24 protein-coding genes are annotated in these 25,083 nt (G+C 41.6%); 3 read left to right on the top strand and 21 right to left on the bottom strand.

The window, feature by feature from the left end:
• Positions 1-72: 72 nt before the first annotated feature.
• From QAI40_RS03650 to QAI40_RS03580, 16 genes are all read right to left on the bottom strand, one after another.
• Positions 73-384: an HTH domain-containing protein gene (locus QAI40_RS03650; protein WP_299982741.1), complete on the bottom strand. Its 312-nt coding sequence runs from the start codon at positions 382-384 to the stop codon at positions 73-75.
• Complete coding sequence (locus tag QAI40_RS03645) at positions 377-1,669, bottom strand: MFS transporter (RefSeq protein WP_299982744.1); 1,293 nt, start codon at positions 1,667-1,669, stop codon at positions 377-379. Before QAI40_RS03645 ends, QAI40_RS03650 begins: the two co-directional genes overlap by 8 nt.
• Entirely contained in the window at positions 1,666-2,058 is a 393-nt protein-coding gene (locus tag QAI40_RS03640; RefSeq protein WP_299982785.1) for a PaaI family thioesterase, read from the bottom strand. The genes QAI40_RS03645 and QAI40_RS03640 overlap by 4 nt, the downstream gene beginning before the upstream one ends.
• A 274-nt stretch (positions 2,059-2,332) precedes the next feature.
• Positions 2,333-2,554: a thiamine pyrophosphate-binding protein gene (locus tag QAI40_RS17150; RefSeq protein WP_299982747.1), complete on the bottom strand. Its 222-nt coding sequence runs from the start codon at positions 2,552-2,554 to the stop codon at positions 2,333-2,335.
• Positions 2,551-3,861 carry a TRAP transporter large permease gene (locus QAI40_RS03635; protein ID WP_299982749.1) on the bottom strand — a complete coding sequence of 437 codons (1,311 nt, stop codon included), beginning with the start codon at positions 3,859-3,861 and terminating at the stop codon, positions 2,551-2,553. Before QAI40_RS03635 ends, QAI40_RS17150 begins: the two co-directional genes overlap by 4 nt.
• A gap of 4 nt (positions 3,862-3,865) precedes the next feature.
• A complete protein-coding gene (locus tag QAI40_RS03630; protein ID WP_299982751.1) occupies positions 3,866-4,381 on the bottom strand; it encodes a TRAP transporter small permease subunit in 516 nt (171 codons plus the stop codon).
• Between the two features lie 69 nt (positions 4,382-4,450).
• The gene (locus tag QAI40_RS03625; RefSeq protein WP_299982754.1) at positions 4,451-5,467 is read right to left on the bottom strand and encodes a TRAP transporter substrate-binding protein; all 1,017 of its coding nucleotides are present in this window, start codon (positions 5,465-5,467) and stop codon (positions 4,451-4,453) included.
• An 84-nt stretch (positions 5,468-5,551) separates the two neighbouring features.
• The gene (locus QAI40_RS03620; RefSeq protein ID WP_299982757.1) at positions 5,552-5,794 is read right to left on the bottom strand and encodes a hypothetical protein; all 243 of its coding nucleotides are present in this window, start codon (positions 5,792-5,794) and stop codon (positions 5,552-5,554) included.
• Between the two features lie 36 nt (positions 5,795-5,830).
• A complete protein-coding gene (locus QAI40_RS03615) occupies positions 5,831-7,219 on the bottom strand; it encodes an acetyl-CoA hydrolase/transferase family protein (protein WP_299982760.1) in 1,389 nt (462 codons plus the stop codon).
• 63 nt (positions 7,220-7,282) lie between these two features.
• Positions 7,283-8,056, bottom strand: a complete 774-nt coding sequence (locus tag QAI40_RS03610) for an enoyl-CoA hydratase/isomerase family protein (RefSeq protein ID WP_299982763.1) — start codon at positions 8,054-8,056, stop codon at positions 7,283-7,285.
• A gap of 28 nt (positions 8,057-8,084) precedes the next feature.
• Positions 8,085-9,239, bottom strand: coding sequence for an acyl-CoA dehydrogenase family protein (locus QAI40_RS03605; RefSeq protein WP_299982766.1), 1,155 nt, complete (start codon positions 9,237-9,239; stop codon positions 8,085-8,087).
• 90 nt (positions 9,240-9,329) lie between these two features.
• Complete coding sequence (locus tag QAI40_RS03600) at positions 9,330-10,484, bottom strand: acyl-CoA dehydrogenase family protein (protein WP_299982768.1); 1,155 nt, start codon at positions 10,482-10,484, stop codon at positions 9,330-9,332.
• Positions 10,485-10,501: 17 nt separating this feature from the next.
• A complete protein-coding gene (locus tag QAI40_RS03595; RefSeq protein ID WP_299982771.1) occupies positions 10,502-11,692 on the bottom strand; it encodes a thiolase family protein in 1,191 nt (396 codons plus the stop codon).
• 57 nt (positions 11,693-11,749) lie between these two features.
• The gene (locus tag QAI40_RS03590) at positions 11,750-12,991 is read right to left on the bottom strand and encodes a thiolase family protein (protein WP_299982774.1); all 1,242 of its coding nucleotides are present in this window, start codon (positions 12,989-12,991) and stop codon (positions 11,750-11,752) included.
• A gap of 17 nt (positions 12,992-13,008) precedes the next feature.
• Complete coding sequence (locus QAI40_RS03585) at positions 13,009-14,796, bottom strand: acyl-CoA dehydrogenase (RefSeq protein ID WP_299982777.1); 1,788 nt, start codon at positions 14,794-14,796, stop codon at positions 13,009-13,011.
• 9 nt (positions 14,797-14,805) lie between these two features.
• A complete protein-coding gene (locus QAI40_RS03580) occupies positions 14,806-15,678 on the bottom strand; it encodes a 3-hydroxyacyl-CoA dehydrogenase family protein (protein WP_299982779.1) in 873 nt (290 codons plus the stop codon).
• 466 nt (positions 15,679-16,144) lie between these two features.
• Between QAI40_RS03580 and QAI40_RS03575 the strand changes: the two genes are divergently transcribed.
• The gene (locus QAI40_RS03575; RefSeq protein WP_299982781.1) at positions 16,145-17,578 is read left to right on the top strand and encodes a sigma-54 interaction domain-containing protein; all 1,434 of its coding nucleotides are present in this window, start codon (positions 16,145-16,147) and stop codon (positions 17,576-17,578) included.
• Positions 17,579-17,780: 202 nt separating this feature from the next.
• On the opposite strand, the gene tnpA is transcribed toward QAI40_RS03575, so the two are convergent.
• The gene (gene tnpA / locus QAI40_RS03570) at positions 17,781-18,215 is read right to left on the bottom strand and encodes an IS200/IS605 family transposase (protein ID WP_299982783.1); all 435 of its coding nucleotides are present in this window, start codon (positions 18,213-18,215) and stop codon (positions 17,781-17,783) included.
• Between the two features lie 120 nt (positions 18,216-18,335).
• Between tnpA and QAI40_RS03565 the strand changes: the two genes are divergently transcribed.
• Positions 18,336-18,515, top strand: coding sequence for a hypothetical protein (locus QAI40_RS03565; RefSeq protein WP_304511454.1), 180 nt, complete (start codon positions 18,336-18,338; stop codon positions 18,513-18,515).
• 99 nt (positions 18,516-18,614) lie between these two features.
• Entirely contained in the window at positions 18,615-19,640 is a 1,026-nt protein-coding gene (locus QAI40_RS03560) for a potassium channel family protein (protein ID WP_299983525.1), read from the top strand.
• Between the two features lie 45 nt (positions 19,641-19,685).
• Here QAI40_RS03560 and QAI40_RS03555 read toward each other — a convergent pair whose 3' ends face one another.
• The 4 genes from QAI40_RS03555 to QAI40_RS03540 are packed head-to-tail and all read right to left on the bottom strand — an operon-like array spanning position 19,686 to position 24,965.
• On the bottom strand, positions 19,686-20,876 hold the full coding sequence (locus tag QAI40_RS03555) for an MFS transporter (protein WP_299983523.1): 1,191 nt from the start codon (positions 20,874-20,876) through the stop codon (positions 19,686-19,688).
• Positions 20,864-22,726: an ATP-dependent helicase gene (locus tag QAI40_RS03550; RefSeq protein WP_299983521.1), complete on the bottom strand. Its 1,863-nt coding sequence runs from the start codon at positions 22,724-22,726 to the stop codon at positions 20,864-20,866. Before QAI40_RS03550 ends, QAI40_RS03555 begins: the two co-directional genes overlap by 13 nt.
• 42 nt (positions 22,727-22,768) lie before the next feature.
• Positions 22,769-24,127, bottom strand: a complete 1,359-nt coding sequence (locus tag QAI40_RS03545; protein ID WP_299983519.1) for a phosphomannomutase/phosphoglucomutase — start codon at positions 24,125-24,127, stop codon at positions 22,769-22,771.
• Between the two features lie 10 nt (positions 24,128-24,137).
• Positions 24,138-24,965, bottom strand: a complete 828-nt coding sequence (locus tag QAI40_RS03540) for an undecaprenyl-diphosphate phosphatase (protein ID WP_299983518.1) — start codon at positions 24,963-24,965, stop codon at positions 24,138-24,140.
• Positions 24,966-25,083: the final 118 nt, after the last annotated feature.

The following is a 25,083-nucleotide window of genomic DNA, read 5'->3' as shown; positions in this document are numbered from 1 at the left end:
AGTCTCCCAGAACCGGATCATAAAAATATTTATAGAATGCTGGGTCTCAATGAGGAGCCCCTTCCAAGGAAGTTATACAATGCGAAATGAGTAGTGACCATAAATAGTGACCGACTCCCTACCGACGGGTGTCTGTAATTTGTTTTGACGAACTTGGGCTAAATGGTCAGATAAAGTTCTTTGAGGAATACCCAATCTCTTTGCTATCCTGTCTTGGAGGATTCCCAGCAGGTTTAAATGAAAGATTTTAAGATCAAGTTCCAAAAGGGTTGTGGCCCTTAAATCAGCAATATATGAGTCAACGGCCTGTCTTGATCTGCCAATTGCCTTGCCGATTTCAGAAGATGTTAATTTGGTATTGGTTTGAAAAGCAGGTTTATTCACTATCCGACGCAGCAGTAAGCGGCTCTTTGTGCCGGACAGGATAAATCATTATGAGAAATATCGTTACAATTCCATAGCATCCTGCAGATATTATACAATTCAATGCATAGGAGCCGGTTGTATCTGCTATCCAGCCCCATAAATAAGGTCCTATGCCTCCAATAATGCTATGGCCTAATGTAATTGTGCCCATCAAAGTTCCCACAGACAAGCTACCAAACAGATCCCCCAGAAAAGGAGTATAAAGGGCAAAAGGCGCACTGTAAACAAATCCGAGCAGCACTGCAAAAATAAAAAAACTCGTGACGTCTTTGATGAAAAACCACCCGAATATCCATACTGTCATTGATATCACATTAAAAAAAACAAGCACCTTTTTTTTCCCGAAATGATCCCCCATCCATCCGGCAAAAATTCGAACTAAAATTGAAGGCAGCCCCAAAGATAGCATAATCATCCCGGAGTTTGCCGATGATACACCCATCTCGATACTCCAGGAGACCATATGTGTCAACATCCCCTGTAGTGGTATGCCGGTTACAGAATAGACAATAAAAAGATACCAGAAAGATTTTGTCCTCATGGCCTGTTGCGGTGTCATCTTAACCAGTCTGCCATGTGTATCTGCATTTTCCGATTCATGTAAATTGCGGTATCTGTTCTCTGCTGTCTTTTCTCCATCTGAAAGAAGTCCCATACTTTCAGGCGTATCCCTTACTACAAAAATGGCAATCAGCATGATCGGAATCCCTATGGCGAAACCGCATATCAAACAGGTGGTGCGCCAGCCCATGTAGGCACACAAATAACTGATCACCGGTGTCAGGACAGCTAATCCAGTTCCTGTGCCAACCGTCACCAGCCCCGTGGCGATACCGGATTTTTTGACAAACCATTTTCTGACAATAGTCGTATTTGGGATATAATGGGTCATGGAAACTGCTGCCGAGAGTATAATTCCAAAAACCAGGTAAAACTGCCAGATGTGCTGAACTTGAGATAAACAGATAAGCCCGATCAGAATGAGTGCTCCGCCGGTAAAAATGATTTTTCTTCCCCCGATTCGATCGATCATATGCCCAACCGCAATGGCGAAGAAAGCATATACCCAGAGATGAATCGTAAAGGCAATGCCGACAGTTTGCCTTGACCAGCCCGGATCATCGAGAATGAAAGGGAACAGGGATGTTAGAATATATCTTCCCATGGGACCGAGGAATGCAACCCAGAAGAGACCGCCAACGACAAACCACCCGTAATAAACTTTTACATTATTGTTTTTCAATTCGTAAATTCTAATGCAGTGATTTCAGATCTTGAATTTTTTTTGAAAATCATACATGTGGCTGAAGCACAGGCATAGAGTTTGCCATTCTTATTTTTTAATGTTCCTTCTGCCATACCAATTCGATTCGACACATGAAGGGTTCGACCTTCGGCAAACAAGATAGAACCATCTGCCTGAACTGGCTTGATGTATTTAACATTCAAATCCATGGTGGCAAATCTCATACCTGTCTCAAGTAATGTTTGAATGGCACATCCGGTTGCTGCATCCAGAATACTTGCAGTAACTCCGCCCTGAACAACACCCATGGCGTTCAGATGATGGGGGCCGGGAATTGCTTCCAATTTCACAAAACCTTTTTCCGCTGTAATTATTTTTATGCACATGGCCTTGAAAATAGGTGATTCTGGTAATATGCCTTTAACTCTCAAACGCAGTTGCTCAAGTCCTGATAAATCTTTGCTGATTGTATTGATATTAACCCCTTTTATTCATGTTATTCATGTTAATTTTTGTCATGAGGCATGGGTACAAGTAAAACCGGCTTTTAGGTACGTTTCAATACCTTTCGACAAACTTCGCCAACAATAGTCTAATAGTCTCCGCCAAAATGCATTGCGAATCAGTTTATTCGTCGATCTTTTCCCAGGGCACGGCCTCCTAAAATAATAAGCGTTTTTTTCCGTCCTTTAAACAGGATACAGTAGCTGGCCAGCCCTGAGCCCAGGTGCAGCATCCTTCAAAAAGCCCCAACTTTGCCTGAATGCCAGGTACTGAATCCAATGCTGCCACCAAGGGCATTTCTGTTGTCCCGGGATTTGCAAAACATATTTTAATGCCCGCTGCTACAGCCGTTTTTATGACAATTTGAGCTCCGTTCATTTTGTAATCATAAGTTCAGGCAACCATGTTGCCAAGCCTGGAAACACCATAACCAGAATCAGGCAAATGGCCTGGAGAAACACAAAGGGGATAATGGCGCGATAAATGTTTGCCATGGTTATATCCGGAGGCACGATCCCTTTCATGATAAAAAGGTTGAATCCGAATGGCGGAGTAATATATGCCATCTCCATATTGATAACAAACAGTATCCCAAACCACAGGGGATCAAATCCCAACTCAACGATAATGGGAACAAATATGGGGGTGGTCAGCATAATAATCCCTGCCGGATCCAGAAACATACCCAGAACAAAAAAGAGAAGCTGCATGGCTATCAAAATTACCCAGGGAGAATATTCCAGGGAAAGAATGCTCGCTTTCAACAGCCCCTGAATCTCCGAATAGGCCATGAAATTGGTAAATGCAAGGGCACCGATGATCAGCCAGAAGACCATGGCATTTATCTTTATGGTGGCCCACAATGATTGTTTCAGATTTCCCCAGGTCAGTTTCTTGTAAATAAAAGCACATACCATGGCACCGAAGGCACCGACGGCGGATGCTTCGGTCGGGGTACAGACACCCAAATAGATCACACCAAGAACCAGGGAAACCAACCCAATGGGAAGAATGACCCCTTTGAGCACAATAAGTTTTTCCTTAAAGGTGAATTTTTCTTTTATGGCGGGCGCGATATCCTTGTTAAAGAAGGCTCTGACAGCGATATAGAGCATAAATATAAGGCACATTAGAAAGCCCGGGACAATTCCGCCGATAAACAGTTTACCAACGGAAACTTCCGCCATGGCCCCATAAAGAATCATAATAATGGAAGGAGGAATCAAAATCCCCAGGGCGCCGCCTGCGGCAATACTGCCGATGGCCAAATCCTTTTGATATCCTCGAGATAACATGGATGGAAGGGCAATCAATCCCATGCTGATGGTTGCAACCGAACTGATGCCAGCCATGGCGGCAAAGATGGCACAGATAACAACCGTCCCCAGGGCCAAGCCGCCCCGGACGTTGCCCATCCAGCGATACACCACCTCGTACAGGTCATCCCCCATGCCGCTGAATTTGAGCATGTTTGCCATGAAGACAAACAAAGGGATCGCCAACAAAAGAAAACTGGTGGATTCTGCGTATGCCGAGTTGAAAAGGAGAAGAAGTCCTTTGGGACCCCAGGTAAAAATTATTCCGATGGTTGAAATACTGCAAAGGCTAAACGCAATGGGAACCCCTAAACAGAGCAGCAATATAAGAGAACTGAAAACAATGATCATTAAAACCCAGGTTTCCATAAATTTAGATATCCTTTTTAGCCATGGGTTGTGAACCTGTCAATTGGAGAACTGCCCGCAAAGCACCTGCCAGGCTCTGAAGTCCCAAAAGAAAAGCCCCCACAGGCACCAATACCATGGAGGGGAACAATGGCATTTCCATGACACTCATGGATCTTCTGTCATGGATAAAGGCATCGTAACTGGCCTCTCCTCCTTTCCAGACAATGGCAGTCACAAAGGTCAACACCAATAAAAAAGTAAAAATTTCAATCCATGCCTGGATCCGGTCGCTGAAATTGCGATGGATGATATCCACACGAACGTGTTCATGTTCTGCCAGACAATACGCACCTCCCAGCATGACCACACCAGTGAGAAGATATTCACTCAATTCATTGGACCACTGGGTTGGCGCATTAAAAAAATAACGGCTTACCACTTCGTACATGACAATGGCCACAAGAATCAGGATTAAAAAACTTGAAATTTTTCCAATCCCAATATTTATTCGATCAATGAAATCACAAAACCGCTTCACTTTTTTTCTCCCGTTGTCATTCAGACAGGTTCAGCTCTGTTTAAAACAGAGTTGAACCTGCCAATATGTTTATTGTATTTTAACTCCCTTATCGTTCAGATACGCTTTAAGCTTGTCCACCAGGCGTTTGCTGATATCACTTTTCTGGGCAACTTCATCCCAAAGCGGATAGATCTTTGCCCGGAACTCTTCCAGGGCCTCGGGTGTTAAATCAATAATTTCAACATTCTTTTCCTTGCAGACGGCATATGCCTCCTTGTCCCATTCTTCATTGAGTTTGACAGTTCTCTGGAATGTTTCCCATCCTGCCTGGTCAATGGCTTTCTGGTTAGCCTCGGAAAGAGATTTATAAGATTCATCATTCATAATAATTTCTACCATACCAGGCGTATGCAAGGCGGGTCGTGTGATATAATCACAGACTTCATAGAACTTATATTGCCCTATTGTATAGAAAGGATAATCCGTTCCATCCACCACACCCTGCTTTAAAGCCATATATTGCTCAGCACCGGAAACAGCAACAGCAGATCCGCCAAGGGCAGCAATAATCTTTGCCTCCATTCCAACTGCCCGAATCTTAAGGCCCTTCAGATCGTCAACCGTTCTCACTGGAACTTTGGTAATCAAACCCATGGACGCCACACCAAGCGGAGCGATATAACGGACACCATGTTTCTGGGTTGCTTCCCGCATCAGCTCCAGCCACCCGTATTTTTCATAAACGTCGGAAGCCTCCTGGGGCGTACTCCAACCAAAGGGAAGCCATTCAGCGTTTACTTCAGGTACAAATCCGGCAAAATAAAGCATACTGCCCGAATATCCGTCAATCATACCTGTTTTTACGGACTCAAACGCCTCTTTGGTCTTGACCAGCTGCCCCGGCCAGAAGACTTTAATATCCACCTCGCCTTTAGTTAGTTCTTTGACGCGCTTTGCAAAAAAAATGGTACTCTGACCCACATACGCGGTTTCAGGATAAGCACACTGGATCGTTATTTTTTTGGTTTTAGCGATCCCGGCCTGCGGCCACGCCATCATGACGCAAACAATCATCCCGATCATAAGTCCTGAAAATTTCTTCATACGATACCTCCATTTATGATTAAAATTTGTACTTGCTGCCCAACCATTGGGCCGTTTATCCATACAAAAACTTAAAAACTGATCCTAAAACGCATTATTTTCAATATCCATAGCTTCAGAAACATTTTTCCAGCTGAAAGGAAGCCATTCTCCATTTACTTCAGGAAGAACGCCTGCAAAGTAGACCATTGAACCGATATAACCATCTATCATGCCCCGCTGCATTGCAGTAAGTCCCTCTTTTGCAGCTGCTACACCATTCAGCATAAAAATTAACGAAATAGACACAACACAAATTGTCATCAGCCTTAAAACTTGTTTGTACATGACAAAATTTCTTTTTCTTAAAGTTAAATACTATAATTATTGCCTGAGAAAAACTATTCCTTTGTTCTCTTCTTTTATTGAGGTATATGAAATCAGCCCCAATTCATTTGCTTTTTTGAATAATTCTTCTCTAAAATCAGGATGGGCAATTGAAATAAGAGCCTCTGCCCGGCTGCTGTTACTTAGCCCTCTTAAATTCACCACACCCCACTCTGTAGCCACATATTGTGTAAGTGTTCTTGGAACAGTTACATTGAAACCCTTTTCTAATAAAGGAAGTATCCTTGAGGTGTCTTTGTAGGTGGAATACAGCGCAAGGACACTGAGCCCTTTTTGATCCTGAGACAACAAAGTACCCATAACAAAATCTAATTGTCCGCCTGATCCACTTATTTGGTAAGGTCTGCCATTGAATACCATCTGCTCTGAAGCGACCTGTCCGGTTAAATCTACATTTATGGCACTGTTTAAGGAAAACATGTTTGGTTGCTGAGAAATGATCAAAGGGCTATTGGTATAATCGACAGGGAAAAGGGAAAATGCAGCATTCTGATTTGCATAATTGTATAACTTTCTATCACCAAGGCAAAAGGTAAATACGGTCTTAAACCTGTCTGCTTTTTTCTCACTGTTTGTTACAACTCCTTGCTCTATCAAATCAATCATTTTAGAGGTAAGCATTTCAGTATGCAGCCCACAATTCTTTATTCCAGAAGAAGCTATTGAATCAAGAACAGCATTTGGCAAGCCTCCAATTCCTATTTGAAGTGTGGAACCATCTTTAATTAATCCTGAGTTCAAAATATTTTCTGCTATTATTTTGTCTTCGGGTTTAGATTCTATTTCAGGTAAACAAAAGGTCTCAAATTCATTGTCTTCTACAATGTAATCCACAGAATCAAAGTGCAGGCTTTCTTCATATCCTCCATTAATCGCAGGCATATCTTTTCTTACAATCGCCACTATTTTATCTGATACATCTGCAATTGCTCTGTTATGTCCGCTGGTCAGGCCAAAATTGAAATATCCTTTATCATCCATGGGAGAGGTAACAATAAAGAAAAAATCAAAATGGTGTTTTTCCCGATAGACCATTGGAGCGGTGTGCCATGTTTCCGGTATATAAACACCAATACCGCGCTGTTTTGATACATGCCTTACAGAACTCAACAAAAACCCGCTGTACCACTTAAAGACTTTTCCTTCGGGATCTGCTTCACAGATTTTATATTTTATTGTGTCTATATAGGTAACAACTCTAATATCTTCTAATTCATTTACCCGATCTGCAAGATATTTATCTATAATTGCTGCTATATTAGCCGCACCTCCAAGGTGAATATGATTACCCGATTTTACCAAACCGGCTGCTTCTTTTCCGGAAATCAGTTTGCTTTCATATCTTTCTGCAAAAGTTGTTCCCATTACAGTTGCCCTTCCCCCCTAAGTATTTTTAATACATAATAACCAATCTGATTCTTTCTTTAGCTACCTGCCCTTGAATTGAGGTTTTCGCTTTTCCATAAAGGCCTTGAAACCTTCATTGCGGTCTTCTGTGCTACGAACTGCGGTACTTCCCAAGGATTCAATCTCAAGGCCTTTTTCAAGACCGTCATACAACCCTGCGGAAAAAGCATCCAGCATCCACTGCACTGCTATGGGAGGACGATTTGCCAGTTTTTCAGCAAATTCAATGGCATCATCCATAAGTGATTCTGAAACGACTTTCCGGTCAATGAGTCCTATTTTTAATGCTTCATCAACATTAATCCTTTTACTGAAAAAAATCATATCAAGAGCTTTAGCTCTTCCCACAATACGGGGAAGACGCTGGGTTCCGCCCCATCCCGGAATAATTCCAAGATTCAGCTCTGTGAGGCCGAGTATGGTCTTTGGGTTGTCCACCATGATTCTGAAGTGACATGACAGAGCAAGTTCCAGACCACCGCCCAGAGCATGTCCATTAATGACGGCTATGGTGGGTTTTGAAAGCCTGTCTAATTTACGCCATAATTCACGACCCTTGGGACTGATGATGTCTGCATTGGCTGCATCACTGACATCAAAACCTGCAGAAAAACATTTTTCTTTGCCTCCTGTTATAATGACAACCCGGACGTCTGTATCAGTGCTTGCCCTTTCAATGCAATCTTCGAAGTCTTCCATGGTTGCAAGATTCCAGGTGTTGGCCGGCGGGTGGTTTATAGTAATAATGGCTATGTGATTCTTGATTTCATAATTCAGATTCTTGTATGAAAGCATTTTAGTTCTCCTGATAGCATATGATAATTTATCTTTTTCCAGTTATGGTATCTGCAATTACATCTTTTTGCACATGCTGGTTACCTTCAAGGATTTCAGACATCTTTGCGTCTCTATAAAAGCCCTCTACCTCATACTCTTGTACATAACCATATCCGCCTAAAAGCTGGAGTGCATGATCACACACTTTCATAGCAGTCCGAGTTGCAACAAGTTTAGCCATGCTGCATAATTTTGTATTGGTGCTGCCTTTTTCACAAGCCAGGGCTCCCTGCCAGGTCATTAGTCTTGCATTTTCAATTTCAGTAATCATTTCCGCAAGTTTATGCCGGGTGATTTGAAAATCTATAAGTTTCTGACCAAATTGTTCTCTTTGTTTTACATGTGCAAACGCCCGGTCGAAAGCACCCTGAGCTGTTCCAACAGATAGAGCAGCGATAACCAGACGGCTATGATTAAAAAATTCCATGACCTGTGAGTAGCCCTTATGTTCCTGACCAATGAGATTTTCCAGAGGAATGCGAACATTATTAAATTCAATATTACTGATAAATAAAAGTTTATGACCTAATCTATTACCAATATCAACTGCTGACACTCCCTGGCAATCTGCTTCTACAAGCATGGTACTTAAACCCTGCTCAGGATTTCCTGCTTCAGAATCGGTTTTACATAAAACAATATAAAAACCTGCCAAAGGGCCGCCGTTGACAGCAAAGGCTTTTCTCCCATTGATTAACCACGAATTACCATCTTTAACTGCTGTTGTTTGAGAAAGTTCAATGTTATTTCCTATCCCTGGTTCTGTAAAGGCACAACTTGAAAGGATTTCTGCATCCGCCACTTTGGGAAGCCATATTTTTTTTTGTTTTTCACTGCCATATTGCAGCAATATTTCTGTTCCATATCCTGCAAGACTCACGCAAGCACCTACCGTAGAACTTCCAATTGCCAGCTCTTCGGCAATCAAGATTTTTTCAAAGACACTTAATGCCTCTCCACCGTATTGTTCAGGAAAATGGATGCCTAAAAATCCCAACTCGCTTGCTTTGTTCAAGATTTTTGCAGGATATGCTTTGTTTTCTATTAATTCATGAATAATATCTTTTTTAAATTCACCTTTTACAAAATCTTTAACTGCTTTTTTAATCTGTTTTTGTTCTTTATTAAGTTCAAAATTCACATCCGTTCTCCTAATGTGCCCATCAAAATTTTTGCCTGATACCACCCAATTATATAATCCCCATGGCTGGCCGAAGCAGATCTTGTCTTTTTATTTTTTCAAAAGATTTCTTGCAATGATGATTCGTTGAATCTCACTGGTCCCTTCATAAATCCTGTACAACCTGACATCTCTTAAAAGAATTTCTATTTGATTACTGGTCAGACAACCATCCATCTCAAAAATATCTATGGCTTTTTCGGCAATACGACTTGCCATTTCAGTGCAAAACACCTTGACCATAGAAGCTTCGGCTGTAATATTTCCACCATGATCTCTTAATGAGGCTGTATTATAAAGCATTTGTCTTGCTGCATATATTTGGATACCCATGTCTGCCAGATCAAATTGAATTGCCTGGATTTCCTTTTTCTGTAAACCTTCTATGATTTTATTCTTTATTTTTTCTATGCAAAGCTCCATGATTTTTTGTGCTGCTCCCAAGGCACATGCTCCCATGGATAACCGACCTTTGTCCAACACACTCATGGCTGTTTTAAAGCCTTCACCTACTTTTTCCATACCACCAATGATATTTTCTTTTGGGACTTGACAGTCCTTGAAAACCACCTCATTGGTATGGGAACCTTTAAGCCCCATCTTCAAATCTGCCGATCCTATAGAAAGACCGGGCATCCCCTGTTCCACAATAAATGCACTTACACCGCCGCGGGCTCTTTTTTGTTCATCAGTAACAGCTATTACTGTAAACACCCTGGCTGTGTCTGCGTTGGTAATAAATTGTTTTGTCCCATTAAGCACCCAGTGGTCATCTTTTAAAACTGCACTGGTACTGATGTTGGCAGCATCAGATCCGGCATCAGGTTCTGTAAGTGCAAAAGCAGCTGTCCATTCACCGGCAGCAATACGTGGCAAATACTTTCTTTTTTGTTCCTCTGTGCCATCGTACAATATCCCCATGGAACCGATTCCGTTACTGGTGCCGATACGGGAACGATGACAAGCATTTGTTCTGGTTATTTCTTCATATATGGTTATTTCCTCAATAGTACTCAGGCCCAGGCCACCATACTCTTTAGGAATAGACAGCCCAAAAAGTCCCAGTTGACGCATTTGGTCAACAATTTTATCCGGAATTTTCGTATCTTGTTCGATCTTGATAGAAACAGGATCCAGTTCTTTTTCAACAAAATTACGTATCTTTAATCTGAATTTTTCAAATTCTTCAGACATTGCAGATGCCATATTATTCCTCATTTATATTATTGTCTGTTCAGGTTTTCCCATATCATTGAATAACCCTGACCTCTTCCAACACACATGCTGGTTAGACCATATCTTGCCGTGGGGTTTTCCTTGAAAAGTCCCTGCATAAAAGCAATCAGCCGGGGGCCTGATGAAGCCAGTGGATGACCATAAGCAATGGCTCCACCCCAAATATTTACTCTGGGATCATCGGCTTTGAGATCAAGACGGTCCAAATCGTACAAGGCCTGAATGGCAAACGCTTCATTTAATTCTATGATATCAATATCATCCATGGTCAAGCCTGCTTTGGAAAGTGCTTTAAGGGTCGCTGGAACCGGTGCAATGCCCATTATCCTGGGATCAACAGAAGCAACTGCAGTGGAGACCCAGCGCATATTGGGTGTAATGCCAAGTTCTTTTGATTTTTTCCCGTTCATCAGCAAAACTGCTGCCGCACCATCATTAAGACCTGAAGCATTCCCTGCAGTAACACGACCATTTTCTCTGAAAGGTGTTTTGAGTTTTCCCAGGCTTTCCATGGTTGTTTCAGGCCGGGGATGCTGATCTGTGTCGGCTGTGATCCTGGTTCCATCAGCCAACTCTACTTCCATGGGAATAATCATATCCTTCATCTTTCCGGAGGTAACAGCTAAATTGGTTTTCTGCTGGCATGCTACTGCATAGGCATCGGCCATTTCCTTATTGAACTCAGGACACATGTCATGGATATTCTCTGCTGTCATGCCCATATTGAAAGCAGATGCATCTCCCATAACCTCTTCGGATCTGGGATGAGAATCCCGCATATAACCCATGGGCAAGTGCCCCATATGCTCCACACCGCCGGCTACCAGACAATCTGCCATACCGCTTGCTATGTAAGAAACGCCGAATCCTACGGCAGTCAAGCCACCTGCACACATTCTGTCCACAGAGCACCCTGGAACTTCCCAGCCCCAGTCCGCCAGCATGGATATCATTCTTCCGATGGTGCCGCCCTGTTCTCCTATCTGATTGGTGGCTCCCCATATAACATCTTCTACAATTTCTGGTGAAGCCTGAGGATTTCTCTTCATCAGGGCTTGCAATACCGCAACTGACATATCCTCTGCTCTTGTTTTCCAGAATATTCCTTTTTCACCGGCTCTGCCAAAAGCTGTACGAACTGCATCTATCACAAAAACGTCATTATTTTTAAAAGTCATTTTTCAGTCCTTAATAATTAATAGAACAAATTGATTTGCTGTTGATAATAGCAATTATTATTTTCTTTCCAGAACTGCGGCTATGCCAAGCCCTCCTCCGCCACATATGGTTTCAAGCCCATAATGGGCATTCCGTCTTTTCATCTCATGAAGCAGGGTGACAAGCACACGGGTTCCGGTACAGGCAATAGGATGTCCCAGGGAAATTCCAGAACCGTTCACATTGATCCTGTCATAAGATTCAGGTCCCACACCCATTTCCTTGAGATCCGCAAGTACCTGTGCCGCAAAAGCTTCCTGAATTTCTATAAGATCAATCTGTTCAAGATTTATACCTGCTTTTTTTAAAGCTTTATTAACTGCAGCCGGGACTGTTTTATATGCTCTTTTGGGATCTTCTCCTGCAACACTGCAACTTTTGAGAGTTGCAAAAGGCTTAATTCCCAGTTCAGCTGCTTTTTCAGCAGATGTAACAACCACTGCTGCTGCTCCATCGTTTTCCGTGGAAGAATTGCCGGCTGTACAGACACCTCCCATAACCGGTTTTAATCGCTGAAGTTTTTCCATGCTTGTGTCTGGTCTGGGATTTTCGTCCTTATCAACTGTTATCGGCTCACCTTTTGCCCGAGGAATCATCACAGGAACCATTTCATTATCGAATCTGCCTGCTTCAATGGCAGCACAGGCCTTTTTGTGACTTTCTACCGCCCATTTATCACAGGCCTCTCTGGATATATTTTCTTCCTTTGCTCCGGTTTCAGCCCAGGACATCATGGAAGGGAGTAGGCCGTATCGTTCCTCGGGCTGGGACATAACCCTGGCCCTTTGTATGCGATCATAAAAAGGCAATCCCCAAATAGACATATCACCGTGTCCTCTGGGCATGCCTTTTTCCCCGCCAACACCCCATTTCATACTGCCGGGAAGATAGAACTCGGCGTTACTCATACTTTCAACTCCGCCTGCCACAACTATTTCCGCCTCTTCCGAACGGATAAGGGAAGCTGCAAAACGAACAACATCCAAGCCTGTACAGCATCGGCGATCCAGTGTAACACCAGGGATATTTTCCGGCCATCCAGCCTTTAAAAGAGCCATTCTGGCAATATTGACATATTCTCCATTCTGATAAGATTGACCCATGATAACTTCATCCACAAGTTCAGGATCAATATTGATCCTTTTAACGACTTCTCCAAGTACAAGGGATGCAAGATCATAGGCTTCTACAGATTTAAGAGCACCCATATATCTGCCCACCGGAGTTCTAACTGCACCTATAATAACAACTTCTTTCATTTTTTATATCCTTTGGTTTAAAATGCATGGTCCTGAATCACTACGACCTCTCTGCCATGACGCTGACAGATTTCAATAGTCGCCAGTGTATGGGGCAGGGTTGTGTCGACAAAATAGGTTGCCTGGAGAACTTTGCCTCTGTAAAAATCATTCTTTTTGCCCTTTTTCTCAGTATATGGACAGGCTATGATAGCCATGTCCAGAAGAACCCATGCCATGGTAATATCGGCAAAGGCTGTAAGGGTGGGATAGGTATAAGATGCCCATTGTAAAGGATCCTTTTTCTTTCTTTCTTGAAGTCCATCTGCTGCTTCCCATAAGCGTTGTGCAACTCCTTTAAGCGCCCTTACTTGATCTCCCAACTCAGGATGCTCTCTATGTTTAACACAAAAGTCTTCTATCTCCTTTTTAAAAGCCTGAAAGGGGGCTCCATTTCTGAGTGTCATTTTTCGACCCAGAAGATCCATAGACTGAACACCATTTGTGCCCTCATAAAGCGACATAATCTTGACATCTCTTAAATACTGTTCTATGGGAAAATCTTTACAAAACCCATAACCACCAAGGCATTGCATGGCTGTTTCACATACACGAAAACCAGTATCTGAACAGTATGCCTTAATGATAGGAGTTAAAAAGTCCACCAGGTTTATATTATGTGTCTTTTCTTCACTGTCCTTCATTTCTGAAGCCAGATCTGCCCGGAAAGCAGCAGTATAAATCATGGATCTCATTCCATCTACCACTGCCTTCATCCATAAAAGATTTCTCCGCACATCAGGATGATCAATTATAGGCACGTCCTCTTGCTTTCTGCTGGCGATATCCCTGCCTTGAACACGCTGTTTTGTGTATTCAAGAGCATTTCTGTAAGCTGTACTGGCGATGGTCATACCGCTTACACCTGTATTTATTCTGGCTGAATTCATCATCTGGAACATGTGGGCAAGGCCATCATTCTCTTCACCGCAGAGATAACCAATACAATCATTAGAATTTCCAAAATTGAGTACGGCAGTAGGAGAAGCATGAAGCCCCAATTTTTTTTCTACGTTGCTGCAAATAACATCATTGGATTCACCGGATGTACCATCGGAATTGAGCCTGAACTTGGGAACTATAAAAAGGGAAATTCCCCTGACACCTTCCTGAGCACCTTCTATTCTTGCCAGAACAAGGTGAATGATATTATCAGTCAGATTATGATCTCCCCAGGAGATAAAAATCTTTGTTCCGGTAATTTTAAAATGATTTCCCTCACGTTTAGCAATTGTAGCGGTAGCGGCAAGGTTGGAGCCTGCGTCAGATTCTGTAAGACACATTGTTCCGGCCCAGGTACCATCATACATTCTGGGAACATAGGTTTTTTTCAGTTCCTGTGTACCAAATGTTTCTATCAGATGTGCTGCCCCATGGGTTAGACTGGAGGCCATATTAAAGGCCTGGCATGCACCATACATGAAATCGTTGACAATCACACGCATCATATTTGGAAAACCCTGACCACCATATTCAATATCCCTGGCAGCAGCAGTCCAGCCATCAGCTCCATATTGTTTAAATGCTTTTTTAAATTCAGGCGGACAGGAGACTTGACCTTTATCAAATTTCACTCCCCATTCTTCGCCTATATCGTTCAGGGGATCCACTACCCCCTTTGCAAAACCTAATGCTTCTGAGACCAGAAGATCCAGAGTTTTTTCATTGAGGTCTTTGTACTTGTCTAACTCACAAAGCCTTCCATACTTAAGCTGTTCTTTTAAGATAAAGAAGATATCTTTTTGATTAATTTTAAAATTGCCCATTTGTTTTCATTAATCCTTTTTAGTTCCATCCTCGTTATACTCATACCATCCCTTACCGGTCTTGCGCCCCAGATGTCCTGCCTTTACCTTTCTTCTGAGAAGGAAAGGCGGATAAAAGCCGGCATCACCGGTTTCTTTGTAAATTGCCATCATTGCGCCATAACTTACATCAAGACCCACCATATCACCGGTTTCAAATATTCCCATTTTTCTTCCCGAGGCCAGGCGCAGCCCCTTATCTATATCTTCGCAGCTTGCAACCCCCTGTTCCACAAGTTTCATGGCTTCAATGGCAGATGGAAAATTAATTCGATTGATTACAAACCCTGCAATATCACGGTTAACCATGATGGGTTCCTTACCTATTTTTTGAACAAACTGCCTGCCTGTCATGGCTGTTTCGTCAGATGTCTGAAGAGTTTTGATTATCTCCACAGCCTGCATCATAGGAACAGGACTGAAAAAATGCACTCCAATTACTCTTTCAGGACGTTGGGTTACTGCTGCAAGCTCAGTAATGGGTATGGCAGAAGTATTACTGGCAATTAGTGTTTTATCGTCGCATACTGCATCAATTTTCTTGAATATTTCGTGTTTTAATTCAATATTTTCAAAAACAGCTTCAATGACAAGATCTGCATCTGCACCATCCTCATAACTGCTGGTCGTAATAATACGGCTCATAATGGTTTCTTTATCTTCAAGGACATTACCTTTTTCTACAAATTTTCCAACAGACCATGCTATGTTTTTAGTTGCTTTGTCCAACGCCTCCCGGGAAACATCATTAAGAACAACCTGAATTCCCGCTTGAGCACAGACTTGTGCTATACCGCTTCCCATAAGTCCTGATCCCACAACCATAACCTTTTGAATATCCATTTATTTCTCCTGATATTTTTTGTTTGTTTAAATCTATTTTACACTTTAGTCAGCAAATATCCTGCCAACAAGGTTCAAAAGAAAAAATATTTTAATTCCCTGAATATTAAGGAGACTTAAAAAGTATGAGAAAGCCTGCTTTGTCTATGTCTATATAGACTGTTAAAAAAGATTGTCCCTATGACGAAAGAGTTATTATATTAGGCTTTCAAAAATAGAGACCACCACCTCTTTAATGTATAGGATATTAAGCGCAAGGAATTAAAACAATTCAGAAGTATTAGGAATAACAATCAAATAAAACAGGATGTATAACATCCTATGCTTGTATAAAAATCTATACACGAAGACGTTCTTATCATTGAAAATTTGCTTGATATCAAATAACAGCGTTGATATATACTGTAGTTTAGCTTTTTGGAAAAATGGATTTCAAGAACGCTGACAACCTGGGGCAGGGTTAAAAATGTATAGCAAAACAAATTCAGAAGTATTGTTAAAGAATAGTAAAGATCAATTGGAGAGTAAATGGATCTTAAAAAATATTCCTTATGATCTTCTGTTCAGCCTTTTAGATAATTCCTATGAAAGTCTAATTTTAGTGGATGCAGATGGGATTGTCCGTTTCATGAGTCAAGGCAACGAAGGAGTTACACCGATATCTGTAAAAGATTCCATAGGCCGTCACATCAAAGATGTAAGACCGGATTCCAAAATGATACGGGTACTTAAAACAGGCAAGGCAGAAATGGGCAGGAGCATGGTGTTGAACCATAAAAACCGTGTAATTGCGCGTATCCCCCTTTTCAAGAATGGCCGTATAATTGGAGTAGTGGGCAAACTGGTATTCAATAGTCCTGAACATTTAAAAAAATTTTATAACCGTATTAATTATCTGAAAAGTCAGATTGATTATTATAAAGGAGAGCTGAATCGGCCCTATGGCATCCGCTATACGCTTGACAATGTTATTGGAAGATCTGTTCCCATCAGACAGGCTAAAGCCTTGGCGCGAAGGGCCGCGGAAAGTGATTCTGCGGTGCTTATAACAGGTGAGTCAGGAACAGGCAAGGAGCTTTTTGCCCATTCCATTCATGAAATAAGCCGGCGTAAAAAAAATAATTTTGTTAAAATTAATTGTGCTGCCATACCAGGCGAATTAATAGAATCAGAATTGTTCGGGTATGAAGCCGGTGCCTTTACAGGAGCAAACAAAAAAGGAAAAGCCGGAAAATTTGAACTGGCCCACCGGGGCACAATATTTCTGGATGAAATTGGTGATATGCCACTGTCTCTGCAAGTTAAACTCATGCGAGTTCTCCAGGAAAAAGAAATTGAACGACTTGGAGGCAAGCCTAAACAAATTGATTTCAGAATAATTAGTGCGACCAATCGTAATCTTGAGGAACTGATGATCAATAAAAAATTCCGGCTTGATCTTTATTACAGGTTGAATGTGTTCAACATCAATCTGCCATCCCTGAGAGAAATAAAAAAGGATATCCCTGAAATATTCAAGCATTTCCTTGACAAACTTAATCCGGGTAATAAACAAAGAATAACCACAATATCTCCCGAAGCAGTGAAGGTAATGCTAAATTATTCATGGCCGGGTAATCTGCGTGAATTACGAAATATTGCAGAACGAGCAATGATCCTGTGCAGTGGAGGCAGGATTGAATTGGATGATCTGCCGATATCCATCCGTCAGGGACGTAATACATCATTGCCGGGAAATACCACCGGCGGCTCATTAAAAATCATCATGGAAAACACTGAAAAAAAACTCATTCAAGATGCCTTAGAAAAAACAGACAATAGCCGGCAGAAGGCGGCAGCCATGCTGGGAATTCATCGTACCGGTCTTTATCAAAAAATGAAAAAATACAATATCTCCTGATTTTTCTATAGTCCTCCCAGCCTGTATTCTCATCTATATTCATAGTTGAAGCCCAAGCTTTTTTTGCTAATGCCGTTCCATGTCCCATGTAAATATTTATTATTTTAATATGAGTATTCAATACCTTTTGTTCAAGTCATAAACCACCACCAGAGGTTGGTGGCTTGAAATGTGAACCGCTCAAAGCGGTTATTATTCTCTCCTAATCAAACAAATTCATTTGCTGATCATGCCTCTTATCAACTTCCTCGTGCTTCTTGATATATCGGCGGATTGCCTCTTCATCTCTTCCTACTGTGGAAACATGATAGCCTCTTGCCCAAAAATGCTGCCCTGTAAAGTTCTTGGTACGTCCTCCAAAATTCCTGGCAACAGCAATTGCACTTTTCCCTTTTATAAAACCAACAACCTGAGCAACAGCATATTTCGGTGGAATCGAAATCAACATATGAACATGATCCGACATCAGATGCCCTTCCAACACTTCACATTCTTTTTGCTTTGCCAGTTCTCTCAATGTTTTACCAAGATATTTTCGAAGTTTGCCATATGTTTTCTTCTTTCGATATTTCGGTATCCATGTTACATGGAACATACACTCCCACTTAGAGTGGCTTAAACTGTTTATTATTTTCATTAAAATCTCACTTTCTACTGAACATTGAACGGTTCACTGAATATGAGATTTTAATATATTCCCGTAAAAGTCAAACTTTGGGAGTCCCCCGGCAGAGCCGAGGGTTTACCCATTATAATTATGGAGAAAATCAAGCATCTCAACATTGACGTGCCGACAAGATTTATCACACCCGAGGTATTTAAAAGCGAACTTGTCTTTGGCAAAGATGATCTGACAACTAAGAACCGCCAGATTAACACCATTCTCTACCCGGCCCTGTTAAGCATTTACAACCACGAGTCCTGGCTGCTTGAGTGAACACTGGATATTGCAAATAAATATTAAATGATATAATTTACTAAAAACACGGCACAGCAAACTATGGAAAACACTTTTGCATAAATTGGAATATCTATTTTGCTTTATTTTTTAAAAGATTTAATACGGATGGGGTTAAGGCGCAAAGGGGTCTCCCTTGTTTTTGCCTACCTGGCTCTTTTAATGATATCAAGCTTACTGATTAAACTTGTCGAACCGTCTGATTCCGCCTTAACCCATTTTGACCAGGCGCTCTGGTGGAGTATTGTGACCAGCACAACTGTTGGCTATGGAGACCTGTTCCCTGTCTCCAACCCCGGGAAGATCGTGGCGGTTATTTTGCCCATATTCATGGGCATCGGCCTGGGTGCTGCATTCATTACCCATATTGCTTCATCGTTGATTGAAAGGAGAGATAAAAAAATGCACGGAGAAAAAGAATATAAAGGAATGGATCATATCCTTCTCGTGGGTTCAACCGATGAAACAGAACAGCTGATTGAGCAGATTCAAAAAGATGAGGCATATACCAGTCGGGATGTTGTCATTGTGGCTGACATATCAAGACACCCCTTGCCTGATATGGATGATGTTTTTTTTGTCAAAGGCAGACCCGATACCCTTCACGCCCTGAACAAAGCCAATATAAAAAAAGCAGCACAAATCGTTATCCACACGGGAAAGGATGAGAAAAGCCTGTTTGCCTTGATCAATGCTCTGAAGCTGAAAAGCACGGCCTGCGAAATTACGGTCCGCTGCATATCAGCCCAGTCTCTCGATACATTTTCAAGTATTCAAGGCGATTTTCAAATCATCATGCAGATGACGGCTGAAATGATGGTACAGGCCATGCAGGACAAAGTGCATCTACCGCTGCAGATTCTGTTGCGAAACGATGCTGATGAAGAAATATATTACGTGGTTGTGCCTGAAGCTGTCCAGGATTTTACCTGGTGGCCTCTGCATGATTATTTCAAGGAAAAATACAATTACCTGACCTTTGCCATACAAACCACTGACAAAAAGGTGATGGTCAATCCATCAAAAAAAGAGATCGTTTCAAAGGGATACGGAATCTGGCTCATGGCCCGGAAACGACCGGTCAGTATTACATGGCCGTTATAAATTATGCAAAACCATTGAAAAATTTCGCTGAAATAAACTTGACCCTTACTTTTTTATAAAAGATTTTTTATCCGATAGCATCCAGAAAACAAGGGTTCCAAAGGCCATGATAAGGGTTCCGCATGGGAAAGACAGCCGCAAGCTTAAAAAATCCATGGCGAGCCCTGCAGCCATTGAACCTGTCAGCATCCCCAGGCTGTGGGCAACAGTCATGATTGATATGACAGATCCCATGGCCTTTTTTGTATCCCCTTTAATGACGGAATAGGCCATGATTGCCGGCGAGGAAATACCACCACCGATTCCAAATATTGAAACGGCAATCACCAGATCTTGAAAAGACGATGCCCAGAACGGCAGTAACATTCCAATTGTTGATAGTGTTCCACCAAAAATAATCATCAAATTTTTATTTACCCTGTCTGCAGCATATCCCATGGGTAAACCAAGGAGTCCTGATATAAATACACCCAGCATCACAAGCACACCAATTAATGAGCTGGAAAGACCAAATTCAATGTCTGCAAACAATGGGAGAAAACACCATATCACTCCGATACATGCTGTATAGGCATACCTGAAAATAAAAATGGAAATAAGCCCTCTGTCTTTTATAAGATTGGACCATGGAATTATTTCATTTCCTGTGGTTTTAACTTTTTCTTCTGATGTAGCAGGTAGAAAAAAGATGCATAATAAGAGGCCTATGCCTGACAACACGCCCATGCAGATAAATGCAGCATCAAGGGACCATATATCTTTTATTCCGCCACCCATCAAGGGCCCCAGGCTCAAGCTCAAAAACATGGACAGGTTAAAAAGTCCCATGGAATATCCTTCCGACCCTTCAGGCGTTATTTCTCCTATATACGCCTGAACCACGGGCATAATCATGGCAGATCCTGCGCCCTGAAAAAATCTTAACAGGATCAATGTTTCTACTGTTTCAGAAAATACAAATGCAATAGAAATCACTGTATAGGCAAATAAGCCTGCCACAATAAAAGGCTTTCGTCCCTTTTGATCGGACAGTCGCCCGAAAACAGGTAAAAGAAAGATCCTGGATATGGAAAATGAACCAAATATCATTCCCACATATATCCCTGTGGCTCCCAGGTCGTTTGCATATACAGGAAGAAGCGGCACCACTATTCCAACCCCTGTAACCGTCGTAAAAATTGCAAAAAACAGGGTTAAAAAAACACCTTTATGATTCGTGGGAATTAGGATAAACACTCCTGAATTTGATCGATAAACCGGCTTGGTATTGCAAATTCACCTTTCCGATAATTGGCATGTGTCAGATATAAAAACCTTTCTGCCCTTGTCATTGCTACATACATCAGACGTCTTTCCTCGAAAAGCGCATTATCGCCCGCTTCAAGAGACCGCCAATGGGGAAACAGCCCCTCTTCGCACCCCACGATAAATACGGTATCATATTCCAGTCCTTTGGCCGAATGAATGGTGAGAAGGGATACGCCTGATGAATCGGCTTGATCCTCATCTTCCTTATCTTCCCTGATCAAGGCTGCCTCTTCAAGATATTTCAAAAGATCATCTTTAGTTCTTGCCGTATAAATCAATTGTTCAATGTTTTCTTTTTTTGAAATAAACTCTGCTTTTGTTTTTGTTTTTTTCTCCAGGTATTCAAAATAGCCGGTTCTTTCTATGACAACTTCCATGGCCCGGGCAGGAGGCATATCCGTTATTTCATCCAGAATCTCAAGAACCTGCGAAAGATTCTCATGAATTTTTTTGGTTAAGACCCTATCTTTGACCATAATTCTTGCGGCATCCTGAAGACTTGTCCCCTGGGTTCTGATATCTGCTATTTTTTTAATCATTGCCGGCCCGATGCCCCTTTTGGGTGTATTGACAATCCGTTCAAACGAGACATCATCATTGGAAAAAAAGGCAGCACTCAGATAGGAATTAATATCCAGGATTTCCATTCTTTCAAAAAACCCCTGTGATCCCTTCAAACTATAGGGTATCCGGTATGATCTGAAAATTTTTTCAAAAGGAAGGGAACAAAACTTTGTCCTGTAGACCACGGCCATTTTATCAAAGTCGATGCCCCGGCCCTGGCGGTTTAATCCCTTAATCCTTTTGGCAACCCATTCAGCTTCATGGGAATCCGACATAAAGTCATAAACTTCAATCACACCGCCTTTTTTCTTGGAAAAACATTTTTTATCCATCTTATCCGGGTTATAATCAATTAAATCATTTGCCACTTGGACAATTTCATCCGCAGACCGGTAATTTTCCTCAAGCCGGAAAATTTTTGAATTCTTGTATTTTTCAGGAAACCTTAAGAAATGATTCACATTGGAACCCCTGAATCCATAAACGGCCTGCCAGTCATCTCCCACACAGAAAAGATTTTGATGCGCACCTAAAAGCAGGTTGGTTAAATCCTCCTGAAGGTTGTTGGTATCCTGATATTCATCCACAAGAATATAGGAAAAATATTTTTGATAATAGTCCCGGATCTCAGGGTAATCTCTTAAAAGATCTCTTGTTTTCAAAAGAATATTATCAAAATCCACACTGTTCATCTCTTTTAGCCGTTCTTCATATTGAGCAAATAGATCTTCAATTTTGATATTGAAAAAGGCCGGTTTTAAATCAAAATATTTTCCCGGATTACCAAAATTTTTAGCCCGGGAAATAGTGGATGAAATTTTATTGGCTTGCTTTTTTTCGATATTATTTTTTACACAGAGTTCTTTGACCAGTTTTTGCTGTTGATAGACTGAAAATACCAGTATGGGTGATGCGTACCCTAATTTTCCACAATGGCGTTTTAAAATCATCAGACAGGCTGAATGATATGTTCTCACCCATTGAAAACTTTGATAAGGAAGACTGGTCATCTCAATGAGTCGGGACTTCATCTCGCCGGCGGCTTTGTTTGTAAATGTGATGGCAAGGATCCTTTTGGGATCATGGCCCAAATTCACAAGGTGTGAAAACTTGGCTGTCAGGGTTCTGGTCTTACCTGAACCGGCTCCCGCAACAACAAGTGCCGGGGAGCCGGTATGATTTACTGCATTCTGCTGCTGTACCGACAACTCCATAAAATTTAAACAATAAAATTTTAATACATCATATCTAAAATCTTATTTTATCTCCTCTATAATAGTTTTTAATACGGATTCTATCTCTTCTCTTATTTCATCCAGTCTTTTTTCGGTCAACGCTTCAAATCGAAGGACCAGGGCCGGCTGGGTATTGGATGCCCTGACAAGTCCCCATCCATCATCATACACTGCTCTTAACCCGTCAATGTCAATCAGATCCTGTTGTTTAGCCTTAAAATGGGCAACGATTTTATCCACTGCATTAAATTTGATCTCATCCGGGCAATCCACACGGATCTCGGGTGTTGTAAAGGTTTTGGGAAGATCCTGGATGAGTTCGTCAACTCCAAGGCCTGTATCTGCCATAATTTCAAGCAGGCGGCAGGTGGCATAAAGGGCATCGTCAAATCCCAGATACCTGTCCTTAAAGAACATATGACCGCTCATTTCACCGGCCAGAACTGCATTTTCTTCCTTCATCTTTTGTTTGATCAACGAATGGCCTGTTTTCCACATGATGGCATTGCCACCATGGTTTCTAATATCATCATACATGACCATGGAGCATTTGACTTCCGAGATAAACGTTGCCCCGGGTTTCCGTCCAAGGATTTCCCTGGCATAGATCACCATGAGCTGGTCCCCATAGATCACCTCACCGTTTTTGTCCACAACACCAATCCTGTCAGCATCTCCATCGTATCCCACCCCCAGATCAAGGTTTTTTTCTTTCACCAGTTTTATCAGGTCAAGCTGGTTCTTTTTCTGGGTGGGATCAGCTTCATGGTTGGGAAAGGTCCCATCCATATCGCAATATATATCGTAAACCTCGCACCCCAAATTTTTTAATACGGGGAGAGCTGTAATCCCACCCGTCCCATTCCCTGCATCAATTCCTATCCTAATGGGTTTTTTGATATTGATATTATTTAAAATATAATCTTTATAAGGAGTGATGACATCTTTCCGGGACACCATGCCATTGCCTTGAACAAACTCTTTATTTTCAATTATAATGCGAATATCCTGTAATCCCTGGCCGTGAATGGAATCTGTGCCTTTCATCAGTTTAAACCCGTTATATTCCGGGGGGTTATGGCTTGCGGTTACCATGACACCGCCGTCAAGGTTCAGATGATGTATGGAAAAATAGAGTACTGGTGTCGGGCAGGTTCCAATATCAATGACATCACAACCCGTGGAGATGATTCCCCGGATAAACAATTGAGAAAATTTATCAGAGGTCTGCCTGCAATCCCTTCCAATAGATACGATTTTTTTATTCTGTTGGTTTAAAAGACTGCCATAAGCTCTGCCAATACTTACCACATCCTCTTCCTCAATATCCTTGCCTGCAACACCTCTTATGTCATATTCTCTGAAAATTCTGGGATTCATGATGTCTCCTTTAGAAAATTTTTGATAAAAGGACCAGTGAGCCTACAAGCCAGCAATAAGGGGCAAACAGATGGAACCTGCCCGAGTGAACCAATTTTAGCAATAATTTTAAAGCAATCAATCCGGTTATAAATGAAGCAATTGTAGCATATATGGTCACAGGATCAATTGCTATACCGCCTTCCATGGTATCTTTTATGCTTAGTATCTGAGCACCAACTATTGCAGGGATTGATAAGAGGAAAGAAAATTTAGCAGCCATATGCCTGTCAAGCCCCAAGAACATCCCCACAGCAATGGTGGTTCCTGATCGCGAAATACCGGGGATGACAGCAACCCCCTGACTTATTCCGATAAAAGTTGCCTTTTTTATACCAAATTCAGTATTTTTATTTCCACTGAAATAATAATTTCTGGAAACCCACAGGATTGTTCCTGTCAAAATCAACATCGCCCCTACCAGAACCTCTGAGGTAAACAAAACATGCTCAAATTGTTTTAAGACAAGCCCTATGAATGCTGTTGGAATAGAACCGATTACAATTAAACCTGCCAGTTGAAGATTTTTATCTTCATTTATCAGATGCGAAACCGGTTTAAATGAAATTGCCTTTGAAAAAAACCCGAACAGAGACGAAAGCATGGCCGAAATATCAGAAGAATAGACTACCAGAACTGCCAGAAGTGTTCCCATATGAACACTGATATCAAATGTCAGTTGTGATTGGGTAATTCCGAAAAAAATCTGTCCCAATACAAGATGCCCGGAACTACTTACCGGTAAAAATTCCGTAAGCCCCTGTAAAATACCAAGAATAATCCCCTGATGTAATTCCATATTTTATCAATTTTCTTATTGTTCATTCAGTTTCCATAAACAGCACTCGTATATAATTCTTAAGCCTTAATTGCAAGATAATAAAGAAAAGTTGATTTCATATCCATTTTCCTGTAAA

It is taken from the genome of Desulfobacula sp., from assembly GCF_030611305.1.
Lineage (GTDB): Bacteria > Desulfobacterota > Desulfobacteria > Desulfobacterales > Desulfobacteraceae > Desulfobacula.
This window is presented reverse-complemented; position numbering and strand designations above follow the sequence as displayed.

What these genes read in the sequence shown, in the direction of transcription:
- QAI40_RS03580 (WP_299982779.1), bottom strand. Translation starts at nt 15,678, where the DNA reads ATGGATATTCAAAAGGTTATGGTTGTGGGATCAGGACTTATGGGAAGC.
- QAI40_RS03625 (WP_299982754.1), bottom strand. Translation starts at nt 5,467, where the DNA reads ATGAAGAAATTTTCAGGACTTATGATCGGGATGATTGTTTGCGTCATG.
- QAI40_RS03635 (WP_299982749.1), bottom strand. Translation starts at nt 3,861, where the DNA reads ATGGAAACCTGGGTTTTAATGATCATTGTTTTCAGTTCTCTTATATTG.
- QAI40_RS03545 (WP_299983519.1), bottom strand. Translation starts at nt 24,127, where the DNA reads ATGAATCCCAGAATTTTCAGAGAATATGACATAAGAGGTGTTGCAGGC.
- QAI40_RS03620 (WP_299982757.1), bottom strand. Translation starts at nt 5,794, where the DNA reads ATGTACAAACAAGTTTTAAGGCTGATGACAATTTGTGTTGTGTCTATT.
- QAI40_RS03550 (WP_299983521.1), bottom strand. Translation starts at nt 22,726, where the DNA reads ATGGAGTTGTCGGTACAGCAGCAGAATGCAGTAAATCATACCGGCTCC.
- QAI40_RS03600 (WP_299982768.1), bottom strand. Translation starts at nt 10,484, where the DNA reads ATGGCATCTGCAATGTCTGAAGAATTTGAAAAATTCAGATTAAAGATA.
- QAI40_RS03610 (WP_299982763.1), bottom strand. Translation starts at nt 8,056, where the DNA reads ATGCTTTCATACAAGAATCTGAATTATGAAATCAAGAATCACATAGCC.
- QAI40_RS03540 (WP_299983518.1), bottom strand. Translation starts at nt 24,965, where the DNA reads ATGGAATTACATCAGGGGATTATTCTTGGTATTTTACAGGGGCTTACG.
- QAI40_RS03615 (WP_299982760.1), bottom strand. Translation starts at nt 7,219, where the DNA reads ATGGGAACAACTTTTGCAGAAAGATATGAAAGCAAACTGATTTCCGGA.
- QAI40_RS03585 (WP_299982777.1), bottom strand. Translation starts at nt 14,796, where the DNA reads ATGGGCAATTTTAAAATTAATCAAAAAGATATCTTCTTTATCTTAAAA.
- QAI40_RS03575 (WP_299982781.1), top strand. Translation starts at nt 16,145, where the DNA reads ATGTATAGCAAAACAAATTCAGAAGTATTGTTAAAGAATAGTAAAGAT.
- QAI40_RS03590 (WP_299982774.1), bottom strand. Translation starts at nt 12,991, where the DNA reads ATGAAAGAAGTTGTTATTATAGGTGCAGTTAGAACTCCGGTGGGCAGA.
- tnpA (WP_299982783.1), bottom strand. Translation starts at nt 18,215, where the DNA reads ATGAAAATAATAAACAGTTTAAGCCACTCTAAGTGGGAGTGTATGTTC.
- QAI40_RS17150 (WP_299982747.1), bottom strand. Translation starts at nt 2,554, where the DNA reads ATGAACGGAGCTCAAATTGTCATAAAAACGGCTGTAGCAGCGGGCATT.
- QAI40_RS03640 (WP_299982785.1), bottom strand. Translation starts at nt 2,058, where the DNA reads ATGTGCATAAAAATAATTACAGCGGAAAAAGGTTTTGTGAAATTGGAA.
- QAI40_RS03595 (WP_299982771.1), bottom strand. Translation starts at nt 11,692, where the DNA reads ATGACTTTTAAAAATAATGACGTTTTTGTGATAGATGCAGTTCGTACA.
- QAI40_RS03565 (WP_304511454.1), top strand. Translation starts at nt 18,336, where the DNA reads ATGGAGAAAATCAAGCATCTCAACATTGACGTGCCGACAAGATTTATC.